The 17,606-nt window shown below is 38.7% G+C and carries 20 protein-coding genes and 4 pseudogenes; 11 read left to right on the top strand and 13 right to left on the bottom strand.

Annotation, left to right across the window (positions count from 1 at the left end):
• Position 1: 1 nt before the first annotated feature.
• From CTN07_RS19740 to CTN07_RS19720, 5 genes are all read right to left on the bottom strand, one after another.
• Complete coding sequence (locus tag CTN07_RS19740; protein WP_146154893.1) at positions 2-355, bottom strand: hypothetical protein; 354 nt, start codon at positions 353-355, stop codon at positions 2-4.
• 187 nt (positions 356-542) lie between these two features.
• Complete coding sequence (locus CTN07_RS19735) at positions 543-872, bottom strand: hypothetical protein (protein ID WP_036766292.1); 330 nt, start codon at positions 870-872, stop codon at positions 543-545.
• 26 nt (positions 873-898) lie between these two features.
• Positions 899-1,228, bottom strand: coding sequence for a hypothetical protein (locus CTN07_RS19730; protein ID WP_036766293.1), 330 nt, complete (start codon positions 1,226-1,228; stop codon positions 899-901).
• A 3-nt stretch (positions 1,229-1,231) separates the two neighbouring features.
• Positions 1,232-1,567, bottom strand: a complete 336-nt coding sequence (locus CTN07_RS19725) for a hypothetical protein (RefSeq protein ID WP_036766295.1) — start codon at positions 1,565-1,567, stop codon at positions 1,232-1,234.
• 1 nt (position 1,568) lies between these two features.
• Complete coding sequence (locus tag CTN07_RS19720) at positions 1,569-1,916, bottom strand: hypothetical protein (RefSeq protein WP_198137229.1); 348 nt, start codon at positions 1,914-1,916, stop codon at positions 1,569-1,571.
• Positions 1,917-2,204: 288 nt separating this feature from the next.
• Here CTN07_RS19720 and CTN07_RS19715 point away from each other — a divergent pair.
• From CTN07_RS19715 to CTN07_RS19705, 4 genes and pseudogenes are all read left to right on the top strand, one after another.
• Positions 2,205-3,120 (top strand): annotated as a pseudogene (locus CTN07_RS19715) (IS3 family transposase); the annotation flags it as partial.
• 220 nt (positions 3,121-3,340) lie between these two features.
• Positions 3,341-3,688 (top strand): annotated as a pseudogene (locus CTN07_RS23345) (IS110 family transposase); the annotation flags it as partial.
• A gap of 54 nt (positions 3,689-3,742) precedes the next feature.
• Complete coding sequence (locus tag CTN07_RS23110; protein WP_232282499.1) at positions 3,743-3,901, top strand: hypothetical protein; 159 nt, start codon at positions 3,743-3,745, stop codon at positions 3,899-3,901.
• Positions 3,882-4,211: a transposase gene (locus CTN07_RS19705; RefSeq protein ID WP_050787871.1), complete on the top strand. Its 330-nt coding sequence runs from the start codon at positions 3,882-3,884 to the stop codon at positions 4,209-4,211. Before CTN07_RS23110 ends, CTN07_RS19705 begins: the two co-directional genes overlap by 20 nt.
• Positions 4,212-4,299: 88 nt before the next feature.
• On the opposite strand, the gene CTN07_RS19700 is transcribed toward CTN07_RS19705, so the two are convergent.
• Positions 4,300-4,812 carry a hypothetical protein gene (locus tag CTN07_RS19700; protein ID WP_005306987.1) on the bottom strand — a complete coding sequence of 171 codons (513 nt, stop codon included), beginning with the start codon at positions 4,810-4,812 and terminating at the stop codon, positions 4,300-4,302.
• 808 nt (positions 4,813-5,620) lie between these two features.
• On the opposite strand from CTN07_RS19700, the gene CTN07_RS19695 reads away from it, so the two are divergent.
• Together CTN07_RS19695 and CTN07_RS22850 are read left to right on the top strand one after the other, a co-directional pair.
• Positions 5,621-6,004, top strand: a complete 384-nt coding sequence (locus CTN07_RS19695) for an H-NS family histone-like protein (RefSeq protein WP_005306989.1) — start codon at positions 5,621-5,623, stop codon at positions 6,002-6,004.
• 727 nt (positions 6,005-6,731) lie between these two features.
• The gene (locus tag CTN07_RS22850; RefSeq protein WP_013404527.1) at positions 6,732-6,872 is read left to right on the top strand and encodes a hypothetical protein; all 141 of its coding nucleotides are present in this window, start codon (positions 6,732-6,734) and stop codon (positions 6,870-6,872) included.
• On the opposite strand, the gene CTN07_RS19690 is transcribed toward CTN07_RS22850, so the two are convergent.
• Entirely contained in the window at positions 6,869-7,972 is a 1,104-nt protein-coding gene (locus tag CTN07_RS19690; protein WP_005306991.1) for a Fic family protein, read from the bottom strand. The genes CTN07_RS22850 and CTN07_RS19690 overlap by 4 nt on opposite strands.
• 122 nt (positions 7,973-8,094) lie before the next feature.
• Positions 8,095-8,328, bottom strand: coding sequence for a resolvase (locus CTN07_RS19685; protein ID WP_036766298.1), 234 nt, complete (start codon positions 8,326-8,328; stop codon positions 8,095-8,097).
• A gap of 551 nt (positions 8,329-8,879) precedes the next feature.
• Between CTN07_RS19685 and CTN07_RS19680 the strand changes: the two genes are divergently transcribed.
• The 5 genes and pseudogenes from CTN07_RS19680 (at position 8,880) to CTN07_RS19660 (ending at position 11,656) form a co-directional block, all read left to right on the top strand.
• Entirely contained in the window at positions 8,880-9,479 is a 600-nt protein-coding gene (locus CTN07_RS19680; protein ID WP_005306993.1) for a hypothetical protein, read from the top strand.
• Positions 9,472-9,687: pseudogene (locus CTN07_RS23105) on the top strand (hypothetical protein); the annotation flags it as partial. The gene CTN07_RS19680 and the pseudogene CTN07_RS23105, both read left to right, overlap by 8 nt.
• Before the next feature lie 369 nt (positions 9,688-10,056).
• Positions 10,057-10,650 carry a hypothetical protein gene (locus CTN07_RS19670; protein ID WP_005306996.1) on the top strand — a complete coding sequence of 198 codons (594 nt, stop codon included), beginning with the start codon at positions 10,057-10,059 and terminating at the stop codon, positions 10,648-10,650.
• A pseudogene (locus tag CTN07_RS19665) lies at positions 10,643-11,102 on the top strand (hypothetical protein); the annotation flags it as partial. The gene CTN07_RS19670 and the pseudogene CTN07_RS19665, both read left to right, overlap by 8 nt.
• Positions 11,103-11,344: 242 nt before the next feature.
• Positions 11,345-11,656, top strand: coding sequence for an H-NS family histone-like protein (locus CTN07_RS19660; RefSeq protein ID WP_036766303.1), 312 nt, complete (start codon positions 11,345-11,347; stop codon positions 11,654-11,656).
• A gap of 107 nt (positions 11,657-11,763) precedes the next feature.
• Here the strand turns inward: CTN07_RS19660 and CTN07_RS19655 are convergent, their stop codons facing one another.
• Genes CTN07_RS19655 through CTN07_RS19635 form a run of 5 tightly spaced genes read right to left on the bottom strand, consistent with a single transcriptional unit; the run spans position 11,764 to position 17,373 of the window.
• Positions 11,764-12,456 carry an ABC transporter ATP-binding protein gene (locus CTN07_RS19655; protein WP_005306999.1) on the bottom strand — a complete coding sequence of 231 codons (693 nt, stop codon included), beginning with the start codon at positions 12,454-12,456 and terminating at the stop codon, positions 11,764-11,766.
• 19 nt (positions 12,457-12,475) lie between these two features.
• Complete coding sequence (locus tag CTN07_RS19650; RefSeq protein ID WP_005307002.1) at positions 12,476-13,759, bottom strand: ABC transporter permease; 1,284 nt, start codon at positions 13,757-13,759, stop codon at positions 12,476-12,478.
• Positions 13,760-13,761: 2 nt separating this feature from the next.
• Positions 13,762-14,976 (bottom strand): ABC transporter permease, encoded by a 1,215-nt coding sequence (locus CTN07_RS19645; RefSeq protein WP_005307005.1) that lies wholly within the window; start codon positions 14,974-14,976, stop codon positions 13,762-13,764.
• Complete coding sequence (locus CTN07_RS19640; protein WP_005307008.1) at positions 14,973-16,244, bottom strand: TolC family protein; 1,272 nt, start codon at positions 16,242-16,244, stop codon at positions 14,973-14,975. Before CTN07_RS19640 ends, CTN07_RS19645 begins: the two co-directional genes overlap by 4 nt.
• Positions 16,237-17,373, bottom strand: a complete 1,137-nt coding sequence (locus CTN07_RS19635) for an efflux RND transporter periplasmic adaptor subunit (RefSeq protein ID WP_005307010.1) — start codon at positions 17,371-17,373, stop codon at positions 16,237-16,239. The genes CTN07_RS19640 and CTN07_RS19635 overlap by 8 nt, the downstream gene beginning before the upstream one ends.
• Positions 17,374-17,606 lie beyond the last annotated feature (233 nt).

Below are 17,606 nucleotides of genomic sequence, written 5' to 3'. Positions count from 1 at the left end.
GTTAATCCTTAGCGGCAATCTCTCTTAGTTTATTTATTTCTAACTGTAATCTTTTTATATCGCTATCATCCGATGCATCATCACTCTGATAATTCAGAGCTTCTAAGCCAACCTTAATATCTAAGGCTTCATCTGATGGCTCTTTAATATAAGAGTGCGTTAGTACTTGTTGTAACTGTTTCATGGGGGCTGGATATTCAGCCTCTAAGCCCAATTCTTTTTTAGTATGATCAGGAAACTCAATGGTTTTAATCTGTTGCTTTTTAAAAGCAATTGTAGAAAATAGAACAACAAGAGTAATCAAACCCAAAATTAACACGCATAACAAGGTTATTTTCTTATTTTTTATTATCATTTATACGTAATATCCTCTTATACATAGGCTTCTGACTATGATACACCCATTAATTAAAAGAAATCTTTATAAATTAAGAAGGTAAAAACCTCTCATTTTTAATCTTTACTCATATTAAAAAACAACTAAAGTTATTCCTTTATTACTATTTATAAAAACTAAACTATAATTAATGCTCACTTACAAATTAGCCTATACGGTGAACACGTATCCAATTTTCTGCACAATCCCCTTGACTATCAAAACCAATATTAATAGTTTCTTTCGTAGTATATGCAGCGAGCAAACGCGATAAGAATCGATTAATGATACTTTCTTTAGTATTTGCCGATATAGCAAAAAATGTAGGAGTACATTGCGGATGAGATTTAGGCTGAGTGTCTAAGCTAAATAATACCGAGCCACTACTATATGTCATTACACTTGTTATTTTTCCTACCATATTAGCATCATAACCAGCATGGGTATTTAGGGAAAAAACAAGTAAGCTAATCCCTACCAACTTTAATATAGTCATACCTATCCCGTTGTCCTTATAAATAATTAGTCTAGTATCACTATATAATTGATATCTTCTCCATCAGGCCAACGACTACAAGTATTTAGACCATTAATGAGCACTGTTTTATTAGCCATTTTGGCCGCTAATATTTGACTGAATTGACTCTTTCCCGTAGTACTATGCTCATCTTTTATTAACCAATAGGAATTTGTTGCACATGAAGGTTTATTTGACGGTTGGCTTCCAACTAAACTAACTAAATGTAGATTATCAGAAGCTCTAGCATAAAACGTTTCTATCTTCCCAGTCTGCTCACCAGCAAAAGTGATTTGTGTCATTACGCTTAAAGTAAATAGTATAAATTTTTTCATGACTTATTTCATCTTAACACTCATGTAATTAAATGTTGGAAAAGCACCATAACAGCTGTCAGAAATATAAAAATTAACCTTTTTCCCCGCTGCTGATGCAGCCATAAGCAAACTTAATGTTTCTTTACCTGAATCAGAATGTTCTTTATTCCAACGAACAGAACTACCATGGCAATTACTTGGGCCAACATTAATATCTAATGAAACATAACACGTACCATCATTTAGATGACAACCGATTTCACTAATTTCTCTCCACCCAGTACTACCTGTTGACGAATAACTAAAAGGGGAGATAAATATAACGAATAGCACACTGACGAGTCTCATAGCACTCATACTAATCCTTGTATGTCCGAACAATAATTGCATTTGTAGTATAATCAGTCTCATTACAATTAAAATTGTCATTATTGTAGCTAACCATAACTTTTTTACCCGCCATATGTGCAGCTAACAATGCAGAAAATCTTTCTTTAGTACCTATATCCGTTAAGGTACCTAATTTTCTCCATACTCCACGTTGAAAGTAAAGAACGCCAGCATTCTCAACTTGAATATTATCTATTACAGCGATGGGGCAATCCTTTCTCGCATAAGTGTTGGCACTAACCAAAAATAATAGACTAAAAATAACCCTAATACGCATACAAATACCACCAAATTTCCATTGAGGGATTGTATGCATCTACCTACATACATACAATACCTATGTGGAATTAATTGGACATTGCTCACGTTTTATATGGTTTATATCACATTAGAAAACATACTACTGAATTATTTAGAATAAATATTGATAAGTATATTTAATGAAAATTTTCATCATAACTCAACTCTAATACTGCAATATTCAAAAAGATAACAACAATTCTAAATATATATCAATATCATCATTCTTATTGTAGTTGTACATTAAATTTTGCCACCTACTCAGAGGTGATATCATCACCTCTTAACATGGATAGGTGACATTATGACAAAGCGGACAAGACGATTATTTAGTGTTGAATTTAAATTAGAAACAGCGCAATTGGTTCTCGACCAAAACTATTTAGTAACTGAAGCAGCTCAAGCCATGAATGTTGGTAAATCTACGATGGATAAGTAGGTTCGCCAATTAAAAGAAGAGCGCCAAGGCAAATCCCCGAAAGCTTCACCAATGACACCAGAGCAGATTGAAATACGAGAATTGAAGAAGAAACTAGCCACTCTTGAAGAGAATAATGAAATATTAAAAAAGCCACCGCTCTCTTGATATCAAACTCATTGAACAATTCTCGTTAATCGAGAAACTCAGGGAGAGCCACAGCATAACAACGTTATGTAAAGTATTTGATGTTCATCGCAGTAGCTATAAATATTGGCAAAGATGCCCAAAATCTATTTCTATTGAATTGATTAAACTTCGTTGTTTAATCAAAGAGGTACATCCTACGAGTAATAGTTCTGCTGGAGCAAGAAGCATTGCAGATATGGTTACTACTCAAGGTATTCCCTTGAGTAGGTATCGTGCATCCAAACAAATGAAAGCCCTTAATCTTGTTAGTTGCCAATCATAGAAATACAGATATCGAAAAGTAAATCAAGAGTATATTACGATTCCAAATCATCTAGATCATCAATTTACAGTTACAGCACCGAATCAAGTTTGGGTTGGTGATGTGACTTATGTGTGGGCTGGACATCAGTGGATGTATCTTGCTGTGGTTATCGATTTATTTTCGAGAAAGCCTGTTGGTTGGGCAACGTCTCTATCGCCTGATAGTCGATTAACAGATAAAGCACTTATGGTGGCCTATGAATCACGATATAAACTTAAAGAGGTTATGTTCCACAGCGATCAAGGTAGTCATTATACAAGTCGCTACTATCGACAATTATTATGGCGGATTAACCCCTAATGAATCTGAACGATTATATAGGTTAACCTCTAAAACTGTGGCCAGTTTTTGTTAACCACTTGTATGTTGAAGCTATGGGTGATTAACTATCCCCAAGCTCTAAAATCAGTGAAGATGCTTGACATTGATCTGTAGATTATCCTCTGATTTTACTTACTCAAATACTTAATGGTATCCGAGCGCGTAGTCGGATGACTAATGATACTGAATGTACAAGTGGAGTCGTTGGTTGATAAAGGTTTCAAAGTGCAAACCTAAAGATACTTTGATCACGATGGAGTCAACAGACGTTTACCATGAATCGATAGCACTGTACCTACATGCAGTTGGTTTTCGCGTTTTCATATCGAGCCCAGGCAAAGCACATAAATTTCCCCAATTACTAGGGCTCGTACATAAGACGGACCAATCGGACTCTTATATACCTGCCTTGTATGGTGACGCTCAGCGTGAACGTGCTCAAATATGGACACCTGACAATCTTAATACTCGAAACATCAGGCCATTGGTTCGACGGCTTTCAGCTATAAAAAAAGATCGATTAAGAGAGTCTAATCGCTTAGAAGCTAGCGGAATCAGTGATACAAATGAGCGAGTAAAAAGCTCAATTATGCGGATCGTCAGCGTAATCGATGAAGAAATTGCTTCAATCGAACAAGAGATCGAGTTAGCTATTAATTCAGATGCTGATATGGAGAGAAATCACAAACTTCTACAAAGTGTTGTAGACATTGATAAAGTCATGTCCCGTGAACTTGTTCAGCTCTAAGAAATTTGCCACCGCCAAGCAAGCAGCAGCATTTATTGATCTCATCCCTCAACTAAATGGATCTGAAAAGATAAAAGGTAAAACGACAATGAGCAAGAATGGACCGTTTAGGGTTCGGGCTAAGTTGTTTTTAGCAGCAATTAGCGCGAGCACCCATAACCCTGACATTAGAGTACAGAGAAGACGTTTGCTAGCAGCAGGTAAAACCAAAATGCAGGCACTTGGTGCGGCGATGAGAAAGTTGATTCAAATTTGCTTTAGTGTGCTGAAAACACAAACAAAATACCAGCCCCAAATGAGCTTAAACTAGGTTTGCGTACAAGGATGTGAGATGGTATCTACACACCTAGTAATTCTGCCGGATAGACGGCACCTATTATCAGGTACCAGTCCTAATGTTAAATTTTAACTTGCTGATTTTTCGAGTACTTATATGTAAATGTATCACCATATATTGACTCTATAACCAGCTCATAATCCAGCTTATTTTTTTGGTATTCCCTTAATAGAAGATAGTCCCTAGCGCAGGATTGTTTCGCTTTTTCATTTGATTCTATTAGAGATACTTCTTCTCCAACCTGAAAAGAGTCATTTGGCCTTGGGGCTCCCATAATAAAGCACATCGGATTCAGATCGAGATCAACAACAGCTTGATAAAATTTACCAAACTCATGGTCAGAAACGCTCTTCCCATTAACTTTGATATCTAAACTTTTAACAAATGCCGTACCCATGCCATTGTTAATTATATAAATACCCCACTTACCTTCTGGTCCATGATTTGAAAAATATGAAGTAACTCTTGGTTCAACTGATACATGATTATGCTCTATTTGACTATTTCCTTGCCAGATAGAAAACCCTAAAGCTATAGCAGCAATAGCCAATGTAACTATTTCATTCTTGGACATTTCCCTGAACTTCCTTGAAGAATTTAACGATTTATTTTGATAAACATTCCTACTTTCACGCGAAAGAATATCCTTAAAGCTCCATAATAATAATCAATTTAATTCAAAAAACATCATGACATTGATATCATTTTTGTTTTTCAAATTTTTTCTTATTATTGGTTATATACAGTAAATAATACTAATTAAAAATCACATTAATATGTTATGAATGAGCTTTTTTTCTGAATGACAATGGGACAAATAATTCGCGTAGCAATTTGTTTCCCAATACTGTAAGAACCTCTATCACCATTAAATTCTAGAGTTTATCCAAAAGTCAATTGCCAAATAAACATCACCTTTGGAAAGTGACTATTTTCTAGAAACTGGTATTCTAAAGACTCAGGTTTTAGGAAAATAACCTAAAAAACCTGTTTTTCTGCAAAAGGTTCATAAGTATTATCATTTCCAGATTTATTTCTAAATCAACCTGTGGTTGTAATCACACGCAGAAACCCAATAACTCTTAGCAACTTGTTGTTTGGTTATCGTGGAAGGAGCGAAGCGACGGAATGAACCGAGCGATGGCGAGAACGCCAAGTTCCATAATTGAGTCCCTATCCAAAGATTGAATACGACCACTAACAATGAAAATCTTTTAAGAGGCCCAACTAGCCAATCGAGTTAATGATATAAAACTCAGAAATGAAGCCTCGATCTCGTAATAGCAATATTTTTACGGAAATTTTTTAACTGAACTTTCTAGCAGTTGTAATGTGTTATCATTGCCCATCTAATTACAACAACTCATTTTTGGAACAGATATATGTCTGATGTATTTGCAATACTTTTGAATCTACGTTCATTACGCGCACAATCACGAGAACTAACTTTAGAACAACTACAGGAAGGTCTGGAAAAACTAACTCAAGTAACTAATGAGCGAGTGCAAGAAGAAGAACAACTTCGAGCAGAAAACAAAGAAAAAGAAGAAAAGCTGGCTATGTACCGCGAAATGCTGATTGCTGATGGTATAGATCCAGAAGAGTTATTGAATAATCTTGAAAGTAAATCGGCCACCAAGAAACGTCCGAGTCGTCCAGCTAAATATCGTTACACCGATGAGAATGGTGAAGAAAAGACTTGGACAGGCCAAGGCCGCACACCGAAGTTCCTACAAGATAAAAACCTAGACGATTACTTGATCTAAAAATCAGGTAGCTCATACACTCAAACTCTGTATGAGCTACTCTTGCCCGCCCTAGATCTGATCTAGGGCGCCTCTCACGGCAAGGCGTAGCATTAGAAAACTAACAAAAATCGAGCCACAGTACTACTCTATCCTATTGTATTGATACAAAATCCATCAAAGAAGTCTAAGTTTTACACAAAGTTTAACTTTCCTATCCTGCATATCCCCGTATTGCATTTTTTAAACTAAATCCAAACAGAACACAGATTCAGTAAAATGCTTATCGTTTCCTCTATGTGAACTCCATACCACATTCTTTTTAATTCACTAGCTTTCGACCAAAGAAAGACCGGTACTTTTTGCGATCACTTCTTTATCGAGACCGCCAATAGCCATTCTGTTACAATTTAGTGTTAGGCTTCTTGAACTCCCCTAACACATTATCCAACTTAAATCTTGAGTCTCACCGTATTCCATTAAAGAACGAATTTGTTAACCCCTTAAATAATAAGATGACCAGATTATCGAGGGTGTGTTTCGGAACTAACTCTTACAAAACGTAGCTTAATAGCCAAGTTGGGACTTTCTGCAGAAATGGGCACAAAACCCCAAACGATTTTTTCACGTCATTTTGGAGTAATGTTATTGGCTGATAGTAATAATAGAAATATGAACTATCGCACATCATTGTTTTATGAAATCACTTACTTTTGCCTATCTTTAAATCATTATATGGAAGCCGTGAGTGTCCGTTACTTTTGTTACTATTGACGGTATTGTTCGTCCTATTCAATCTTCACGAAAACCACCAACAGCGCATTCTGCATCGACTTATTATCAAGTAAAAGCCCCCCTAGAATTTAAAATGCATACAGTTCATCGCTAATCTTTTGGCAAATGATAGCGCGTACTGCGGCCGCCAGAATCTGATTTAACCAGGCATTTAAACTCAACTAACGCAGCTAAATGGCGTGTTGCTGTAGGTTTACTGACTTTCGCAACTTTATGGTAGCGGTCAGTATTAATGCCATCTTCAAAATCACCATCCAACATGCGATTAAGCACCTTAACTTGTTCTGCCGACAACTTGGTTTGATCGACATGACGCCAAAAGTTAGTTTTATAGACCGTTTGATCTATCTCCTTGAGCGCCTCAGCAAAGGTTTCTTCTAATGTGTTAAAAAACCATTCCAGCCAAGGAGTAATATCCATCCCACCTTTTTGGGTTTGCTCTAAGATCTCATAATAGCTTTTGCGGTTGGCTAAAATCCCTACTGACATAGCATAAAAACGTACCGATTGTTGCTCAGCTTGGGCCAAAGCTAAATCTGTTAGCAAACGGGTTATACGTCCATTTCCATCATCAAGAGGATGCAATGTCACAAACCATAAGTGAGTGATCGCTGCCCGCAATAGAGGGTCAAAAGAAGCATCTAGCTTAGAGGTGTTAAACCACTCGATAAATTGCGCTAACTCATCATCAAGGATTGCTCGTTGCGGCGCTTCAAAATGCACGACAGGGCGATCGATACGACCAGAGACCACTTGCATAGGAACATCCCCGCGAAGTTGGCCACCAATCACGGGATTAAACAGGGTATAACCAGCCGGAAATAACCTATCATGCCAATGCAAAATGCGTTCAAGCGTTAATGGTTCTTCGAGGTTTTCAACCGCATCAACCATGATTTCAGCTAAACCTTCTGTTTGCTCTGTCGTTGGGAATGGACGCTCTTCGCTGATACCCAATTTATTTGCTAAAGAAGAACGTACTGAAAAAGCATTGAGTTTTTCACCTTCGATAGCACTTGAATGGATGATATTGGCCAATAAGGTATCTAGCTTAGTTTTGGCAGTATCTTGTGATTGACTGGTCATTTTTCCCAGCAAAATCCCTTGCTTGAATCGAACCTCACGCAGCCGAGGTTCTATAACCGAGTTATCCCAAGTAAACATTGGCCAGTCTTGTTGTTGCCAGATCCACATACAAGCATCCTATTCTTACGACAATATGATTCGATAAAAACACTTATTCTAATCACATTATGATTTGAATAGACATATTAATCAAATCATCTTAGGTCCCTACGGTCCTAAAAGTACCAATATCAACACAAAAGTTCTTTCACCACCCTTGCTATTGTGGCCCAGCTACACCTCAACTTCTTCTGTATCTTGGAGTAACTACGTCCAAGGCTTAACTGGTCACGTATATCTTGATGCAGTGATTCATTTACACGACGACCACGATATTTACCGTCTGATTTTGCAATGCCTTGCGCTTGGTGTTTATGACGAGTTTCGTAATCATCACTGGCCATACCTGCGTACAAATCCAGCATAAGGGGTCAGTCGAGCAACGTATTTTAGACATAAAAAACAATGCTATAAGTGAGACTCAAACAAGCCATATCAGATAACAGTCCTTTTTAATATTTTAGGCAATTATGAGCTCCTACAGGAACTAAAGCCCTAAAAAATCGCTATCAAAATTAAATATTGATGGGTTCATTACATGATTTGTTATCTCGGTGTTTTATGTGGTTCAGCTGGAAAATCTTGCCTAAATAAATAGATACAATCATGAAATTGATATATTTAAGGTATTAATCATATCGAATAAGATATGTGTTATGTTTGGTGTTGGAACAAAAACAAAAAACAATTTGTTTAGTGATTAAAGGGAATGTAGATATTCATTCTTAATGGTTTAGTAGTTCGTTCTACTAAAGATAGCGCTATGTTCTATTTGCCAGAGTATTATTGACAAAAACATCTAATAGCAACGAATCTTTTAATATGAGTCACAATAAAAGTAAGTGCCTTATATGGTTATAAATAAACATTCTTATTTTTATACCTCAATTTTAATGATGATAAAAGAGATAATGTAATGAAATTACTTCCCTTATTACTGATGGTACTTCTTTCTGGTTGCAATCAATCAAATGAAAAGGAAAAGGAAAAACCAATTCCTTCCCCTTTACCTCAAGTAACTGAAATAATAAAAACCCCAGAGCTTGTCGAAGAATTAAAAGCTCAGCCCACGATTGATGACCAGTTTTCTATGTTATACGATAAATTTGACCACATATTAGATAGAAGTGAGTCACTCACAGGTCCAGATGAAAACAATGATGGTATCCGCGATGACATTGGTGCCTTTATTGATGCACTAGAAGTTACTGAGCCCGTTCGTAATGCCCTGAAACAAAATGCCCGTTATACACAAGAGAATCTTTATCACGACTGGAGTGAAAAGACCGAAGCCAACATAGTGAAAGCAATGAGAATGGGTGATAAATACAACAAAGTCATCGCTTGTAAGAAATTTGTAGGCATTGATGTAGATGATCGCATAAACACCTCGAACACAATCACCGCTCTCACCTACAACACCAAAGCCCGCACCATGGCTTACCTTAAGTACAATCATTTACAAGATGGCTCAGTAAGTACACTTCTTCCAGCAGAGGCAAAACATTGTGAATAAACTAACCATATCGCTCATAATAAGTGTATTACTGCCATTTAATGCTAGCGCTAACTCATGCAAAATCGAAGGTTATGCTGTCGGTTTTTTTAACGGAGTTGCCACGACAGAAGACCAAGCGTTACGGGGACAAAAGGAAATCGAATCCACCCTTGGTATCACTCAATACAACGGCGAGCCTGTCGAATATCAACTTTTCTATAACGATTTATTATCTCTGTATTTTATGTGGTTCAGTTAGCAAGCTATGTCTAAACAAATAGACATAATCACAAGATGGATATATAAGCTATTAATTATATCGAATAAGAATGTGTTATGTTTGGTGTTGGAACAGAAACAAAAAACAATTTGTTTAGTGATTAAAGGGAATGTAGATATTCATTCTTAATGGTTTAGTAGTTCGTTCTACTAAAGATAGCGCCATGCTCTATTTGCCAGAGTATTATTGACAAAAACATCTAATAGCAACGAATCTTTTAATATGAGTCACAATAAAAGTAAGTGCCTTATATAGTTATAAATAAACATTCTTATTTTTCACCTCAATTTTAATGATGATAATAGAGATAATATAATGAAATTACTTCCCTTATTACTTATGGTACTTCTTTCTGGTTGCAACCAATCAAATGAAAAGGAAAAACCAATTCCTCCCCCTTTACCTCAAGTAACTAAAATAATAAAAGCCCCAGAGCTTGTCGAAGAATTAAAAGCTCAGCCCACGATTGATGACCAGTTTTCCGTTTTATACGATAAATTTGACCACATACTAGATAGAAGTGAGTCTCTCACAGGTCCAGATGAAAACAATGACGGTATCCGCGATGATATTGGTGCCTTTATTGATGCACTAGAGGTCGAAGAGCCCGTTCGCAATGCTCTAAAGCAAGAGGCACGCTATTTTCAAAATAATTTGAAATATGATTGGAGTGAAAATACCGACGCCAATATTGATAAAGCAATGGCAATGGGAGGCGAATTCCTTAAAGTCATCGCTTGTCAAGACTTTGTTAGGATTCCAGTAAGAGATGCAACTAATACCTCCAAAACAATCACCGCTCTCACCTACAACACTAAAGCCCGCACTATGGCGTATCTCGCTTATAATCATTTAAAAGATGGCTCAGTAAGTACACTTCTTCCAGCAGAGGCGCAGTATTGTGAATAAACTAACCATATCGCTCATAATAAGTGTATTACTGCCATTTAATGCAATCGCTAACTCATGCAAAATCGAAGGTTATGCTGTCGGTTTTTTTAACGGAGTTGCCACGACAGAAGACCAAGCGTTACGGGGGACAAAAGGAAATCGAATCCACCCTTGGTATCACTCGATACAACGGCGAGCCTGTCGAATATCAACTTTTCTATAACGATTCTTACGTTGAAAGTAATGGCTTCAATGTGCTGGCTGATTTCGCTGAAACCTTCGACCAAAGAACTCAAGAGCTAGAGCAAAGACAATTTGACCGATGGGAAGCGTTTTGGGATATCGTTAACGGCAAGCAAGATAGCTCTATCATCAAAAAAATCAGTGCGGCATTTTCTTGGTTCGGTGGATTTGTTACTGACTTTATTAGTCAAAACACTAATGTTGTTATCCGAGAATTTTTAGAATTATTTTAGTGGCGGAAAATTTGAAGGTTTTTCACATGAAATTATTATGATGCCGGCGTGCTGATAGCGGGTTGTATACAATTAGTTCTGATCACAAATATAAGAACTCAGCCATCAAGAGTTATCAGTTGGTTACAACTACCTACATAAATGTAAAATCCTATTAATTGGTAAACATTTGTACCAAGCCGATTTCTACACACACATATAGATTTTTACACATACTCACGCAGGAAAATATCTATATGCCAACCATCAACGTACTATTAAACCTACGTACTAAGTCCCAAGAATTAATACTAGAACAACTACTCGCAGAAAACCGCGAAAAAGAAGAAAAGCTAGAAACTTATCAACAATTGCTTCTTGCTGATGGAATTGACCCAGAAGAATTGATCGCAACAATGTCGACATCTAAAACAAATAAATCGACAAGAGCTATCCGTCTAGCGAAATATCATTATACAAACGAAAACGGACAAGAGAATACTTGGACAGCTCAAGGTCGCACACTAAAATTCCTCGCTGATAATAACCTAGACGATTACCGAATTTAATGGTAAAACCCTTGCCCTCATCGTCTAGACGATAAGCTCTCATGGCAAGGACTTCTGGACGAACCTGATAATGCTCAAATCATCAGCAACCACCTAATATTAAAGTATTATACTGGAGCCTTATCTGAAATCACTTTGCCATCTTTAATGGTAATAATACGCTTAGTGCGCTTTGCTAAGGCATTATCGTGAGTAACAATGATCAATGTTCGACCTTCAGAGTGAAGTTGATTAAATAACGCTTCAATCTCTGCACCAGATTTAGAGTCCAATGCGCCAGTAGGTTCATCTGCTAAGATGATTTGAGGATCGTTTACCAAGGCTCTTGCGATGGCGACTCTCTGTTTTTGACCACCAGAAAGCTGGTTCGGTTTATGGTCTAGGCGATCCCCAAGCCCCACTTGCTCTAACAACCTTGTGGCTCGCTGACGGCGCTCTTTGGCTTTAATGTCAGAGTAAACCAACGGCAATGCTACGTTATCCAAAGCCGTTGCGTATTCCAATAAGTTAAAACTTTGGAATACAAACCCTATTCTCTGATTACGAATACTAGCTAGCTCATTCGCACTTAAACTTGCCACATTTTGGCCACCAAGTTGGTATTTCCCATGAGTTGGTTTATCTAAGCAACCAAGCATGTTCATTAAGGTTGATTTACCTGAGCCAGACGGGCCAAGAATCGACAAAAACTCACCTCGATTAATGGTTAAATCGACACCATCAAGCGCACGTACTTCCGCCTCTCCGCTTGCGTAGTATTTGCAAATATTAGTCAGCTTAACAAGTGGCTCGCTTAACATCTTCTCTCCAGGATTATTATTACTCACTTTGTAATGCCTCTAAAGGACTTACTTTTGCAGCTCGATTTGCAGGCAACCAAGCAGATATGACACCGATAATCACCAATGCGATAATCACAATCGCGACAACAACCCATGACAACTCTGGAACAGGCTTACCAAGGTACTCATAGAATATGTTGCCTTCTAAGTTGATGGCACTTATTAACGATACCAATGCGTAAGTCACACCTAATCCCAATATGCCACCTAACATCATGGTCATGAGCGACTGCACCAAATAATGCAAACGAATCGCGGTCGGTGTTGCTCCCACCGCCATGCGTACACCAATATCTCGTGTAGATCGCTTTACTGTCGCATACATAACATTAGCGATCCCTATGCCTGCCACAGCTAGCGTGACAAAGCCGATGATACCAAGGAAGCTTTGTAGGCCAATCAAGAACTGCTGCATGCTTTTCTGTCTGAGGAACATATCTTCTACTTGCACCACTTGCTCATCACTAACGCTAGCACCATGTTTACGAGTAATGACTTGACGAATACTCTCTGCAAGCTTTTTGCGATCAGTATTCGCTTGTGGTTCGACGTTGATACCACTAATATCACCATTAACATGAAAGCGTTGCCACGTAGCTAACGGTACAAAGCTAGAATAGTTTATTTGGTCATCCTGCTCGATCTCTGCACTACTCTTCTTCAATACGCCAATCACAGTGAACTCTTCACTTCCAATCTTGACCTTTTTCCCCACTGGATCAGTCTGTAATGTCACCGGGGCGAACCAGTTAAAATTATCCACTGGATTGAACAGGTCTGCCGCGAGCGAATAGCCCAACACAACCACCTTACGTGCCTGCTTTTGGTCAAGCGGATTCAACCAACGCCCACCGTCCATTGTTGTCAGGTTAGTCATCGAAGCAAAGTCTGGGATTACTGCCAGTGGGTCTTGCCATGAACCTCGATCGCCAACAGTCATACGCTCATTCCAAATCGCGGTTGATGCGACACTCTTCACCTCGGGAAGAGCTTTGATCACATCAGCATCGTCAACTTTTAAGGTCAAGAATTTACCTTGGTGAAAAGAACCATAATCAATGGTTGCCATACCTCCGGTTAGGTATATTAGGTTACCATTACCATTTTGCGCGGTCCTCAATACCCCTTGACGAATGCCCTCTCCCACCGACAACATTGCTGCAATACACATGGTCGCCCATGTAACGGCAAGTATTGTTAAACCTAAGCGAAGCTTTTCTGCCGCCATTTCTTGAAAGATTTGTCTCATTGGAAGTAACACGGTTAGGTCCTTGCACTCAAAGCGATTACTGGTGTCAGTCGTGATGCTCGTCTCGCAGGGAAGTAAGATGCCAACAACGCCAGTACTAGCGTTACTAATAATGACCAAGCGATAGAATCCAGAGTAATTTCAGGAATCCCTAACCAATCGGGTAAAGAGATAGACCCAAGTAACGCTACTATCATATACGCAGCCATTAAGCCAAGTGCCGTACCGACGACTACCAAGAACAGCCCTTCAAGAATGAACTGACTCCGAATGGATTTTTGTGTCGCGCCTATGGCTAAACGTACGCCAATTTCTCGCGTTCGCTCTGTCACAGAGAGGAACATGATGTTCGCGACACCCAACGCTCCAACTGCCATGGTCATTACACCGCTTGCTCCTAGGAAGATCTGAATACCTCGGAAGATACCTGTGATTAACGCAGTGCCCTCATTAAAATCTGGCAGGTTGATCGCTTCCCTATCGGTTGGATCGAAATGCAATTGCTTAGCATAAAAGTTCACGATAGCCTGCCGAAAAGCAGGCCCATCTATACCGTCGATGGGCTCAAGAAGTAGCATCCATGGTTTAGCATCCCACAAATCAAGATACGTCGTTTGTGGGATGAAAACTTTGCGGCTATCACCGAATGAAATACCTGCGTCTTCATCTTTTATGATGCCAATAACTAAGAAAGGGATACCATTCACCTTAATCATTTGCCCAATGCTAATTTCCCCCATCTTAGCAATTTGCTCTCCCAATACAGCGACGCGAGTGTGGTTAGTAATATCACTTGGTGAAAGGTTACGAGATCCAGACTTTAACTTGCGTTGAATAAGGGAGAAGTAAGATAGGTCGATCCCACTAACATTGTTCGTTAAACTCTGTCCTTTATCATTGGTGACACTCGCATCTTGTTTGACGTAAACACTCGATGCCACTTTGACAAAACCAGTCTTTTTGATCATGTCTACTTTATCTTGTGGGATCTGAATTTGACGCCTTAAAGGCAAACCTTGCCAAGGTTTACTGGTGCTAGACGGAAACACGATTTGCACATTGTTAACCATAAAAGACAGCTGTTGTGTTTGGTGACGATAAAAACCCTCCCCCAAAGCTATCAAGACCACCACAGATATAACACCCCACGCAATAGCAATGATAGCTAACATGCTTTTTATTCGGTGCGCTATCAACGTCAGCCATGTTTGCTGCAATAAACTGATCATGAATTAAAAGCTCGAGAGATCAGAGCTATGGCATCGTCATCTAATTTGCCTGCTGTTTGCAGTAGATCAATATGCTGACGCCAGTAATTATACAAGTTGTTTTGAAGATCGTTTTTCGCTATGAACAAGCTGTTGTGTGCACTGATAACTTCCGATATTTCTAACAAACCTGCATCATAAAGTTTCTCTTTATTACGTAATACTTTCTCTCTGGAGATAACAAGCTTATTTGTCATCAAAACTTGATTCCAGTTAATGACCACTTGAGTAAACTGCTGGATAACTCGCTTTTGAATATCGATTTCGACTTTACGTAAATCTTGCTTGGCGCTGAGGATATTCAGTGATGCTTCCTCAACTCTTGCCTGCGTTGCTCCATTTAAATCAATCGGCATATGCAAGGTAATACCTGCATTGAATTCACCATTTTTTCGCCGATCATCATTGTTGTAGCTTACATGACCTTTCACTGTTGGATAGTAGCCACCTCGCGCAGAGTCTTTGGCAAACTCGCTTGCTTTAATATTCTGTATAGCCTCTAACAGTTCAGGGCTACTGTCTTTAGCGAGCTTTAACCATTGTTCTTGAGTGTCCGCCATCATTATCGGTTGAATAAGCGAATCAATACGAATTTGGTTAACACTTAATGGAATTTGGTTAATTAGTGCAGCTAGAGTAGTACGTTTGACTTCCAAATCAGAGCGCGTACTCAAAATGCTTAACTTGTCTGCAACTTGAGTTGCTCGAATCTCTTCAACGTCTACTGATTTCACTTTTCCTGCAAGATAACGCTTTTCGATTATCTTAAGTAGTTTACCGTCTTCCTCTAATTTGGATTGTGCCAGTTGAAGGTCGCTCTGCGCACTGGCAACATCTAAGTAAGAAGAGAGTAATCTTCGTGCAAGTTCATTGCGAGACTGAACTAATAGAAGCTTAGTCTTGATATAGTTGCTATTGGCTTGATCCAAATCTGACCACAAACTGCTATCCCAAATAGTTTGAGAAAGCGATGCTCCGTAGCCGTTTGTGTTACTGAAAGATTCTCTCCAACTAGCTGATATTGTCGCACTCAAGCTTGGCTGAAATGAACGGCGGATCGCATCCACCTTGACTTCACTTCGTCGAACATCAATCTTGACTTTCTCATAATTTGGATCGCTTTGCTTTGCTTTTTGCCAAGCTTGTTCAATTGAAATCGCATAACTCGGAAAGCTGAATGTTGCAATCAATATCGTGCAACCTACTTTAACTAAATGAAGCTTAGTCATGTACAGCTCCCATCATCATACTGTTATCGATGATTTTTTCGTCAAGCTCAACACCATCCAATACTTCAACATTAATGCCGTCTGATAAACCAAGTTTCACTTTTTGTTTATGATAGCCTTGTTTCGAACTATCAGGGATCAATACGTTCGGCGTATCGCCATCAAATTGAAGCGCTCGCTCTGGTAATGTTAAAACATTCTCTAATTTTTTCAGTGAGATCTGCGCTGTTGATGAAAAACCTGAACGTAGCATCATTTCTTGTGGGATAACTAAATCACCTACTTCAACTCCAAATCCATTATCGAAGCTTTTTGCAGCTTTATTGCCTTCAGGCGAATTTAGATTCTCAGACTGAATCGCAACTTTAGTTAATACTCCTGATATTTCGACATCAGGATATGGTGCAAGCGTCAATAGTACAGGCATACCAGGAGAAAGCTGCGCAGCATCATGCTCACTCACACTGCCTTTGAAAATCAAGCTGTTCATATCAGCCAGAGACATCATCTCCGTTGCTGCCTGGCTTGCTTCCGTCGATATAATTGGCTCACCGACTTCCACTTTACGGTTCAAGACTGTGCCATCAACCGGCGCATAAATGGTTGAGGTTAACCTAGAGTTGCCAATTGATGCTTCACCGCTGCGGATCAATTCCAGATTCTGACGCTTTTGTAGTACATTGGCTTGAGCTGATTTCACCTCAGAGCGCACACTAACATATCCATCATAGTTCTTTGGAATGATGTTTTGTTTTACCAAGCTTTCGAGGTTTGCAAGCTTTTGTTTGGCTGATTCTAGATCTGCTTCGCTACGCATCAAATCTGTTGACGCATCTGTAAGCGCCTGTGGGGTTGGATTCGGACGAACCTTAATCAATGGCTGACCTTGCTTCACTTTCTCTCCAACCTTAACGTATATCTCGCCTACGATACCGTTGATTTGCGACTTAATAGAAATCGAGTGTGCAGGGACAATATTGCCAACAGCTACTGCTCGTTTTTCAATAGTTCTCTTTTCTACTATTAGAGTCGAAAACTCCCTTGGTTGAGCAGAAGATTGCAGATAGAAATATACACTGCCGCCAAGCAACGCAATACTTACAGTAGCGACAAGCCAAGTTTTTGCCATTATTGATTCCAATTATTATTTTGTAGTCTTGTGACCATTTCATAGACACTGAGCTCTGAAATAATATTAGTTTTAACGCCCTAAATTTGTCGCGTTTTGTATTATTGTGTAATGGTAATAGTATTTATCATAGAAAATTAATAACTGATTTTTATGGTTGTTAATCCTTTGGATAAAATTTTCATATTACAAAGTTGAGGAGGTAAGGACAAAAATTACGAATTATATATATC

The organism is Photobacterium damselae (assembly GCF_003026815.1).
Taxonomy (GTDB): domain Bacteria; phylum Pseudomonadota; class Gammaproteobacteria; order Enterobacterales; family Vibrionaceae; genus Photobacterium; species Photobacterium damselae.
The sequence above is the reverse complement of the archived record's forward strand: the minus strand, read 5'-3'. Positions and strand labels throughout refer to the sequence as shown.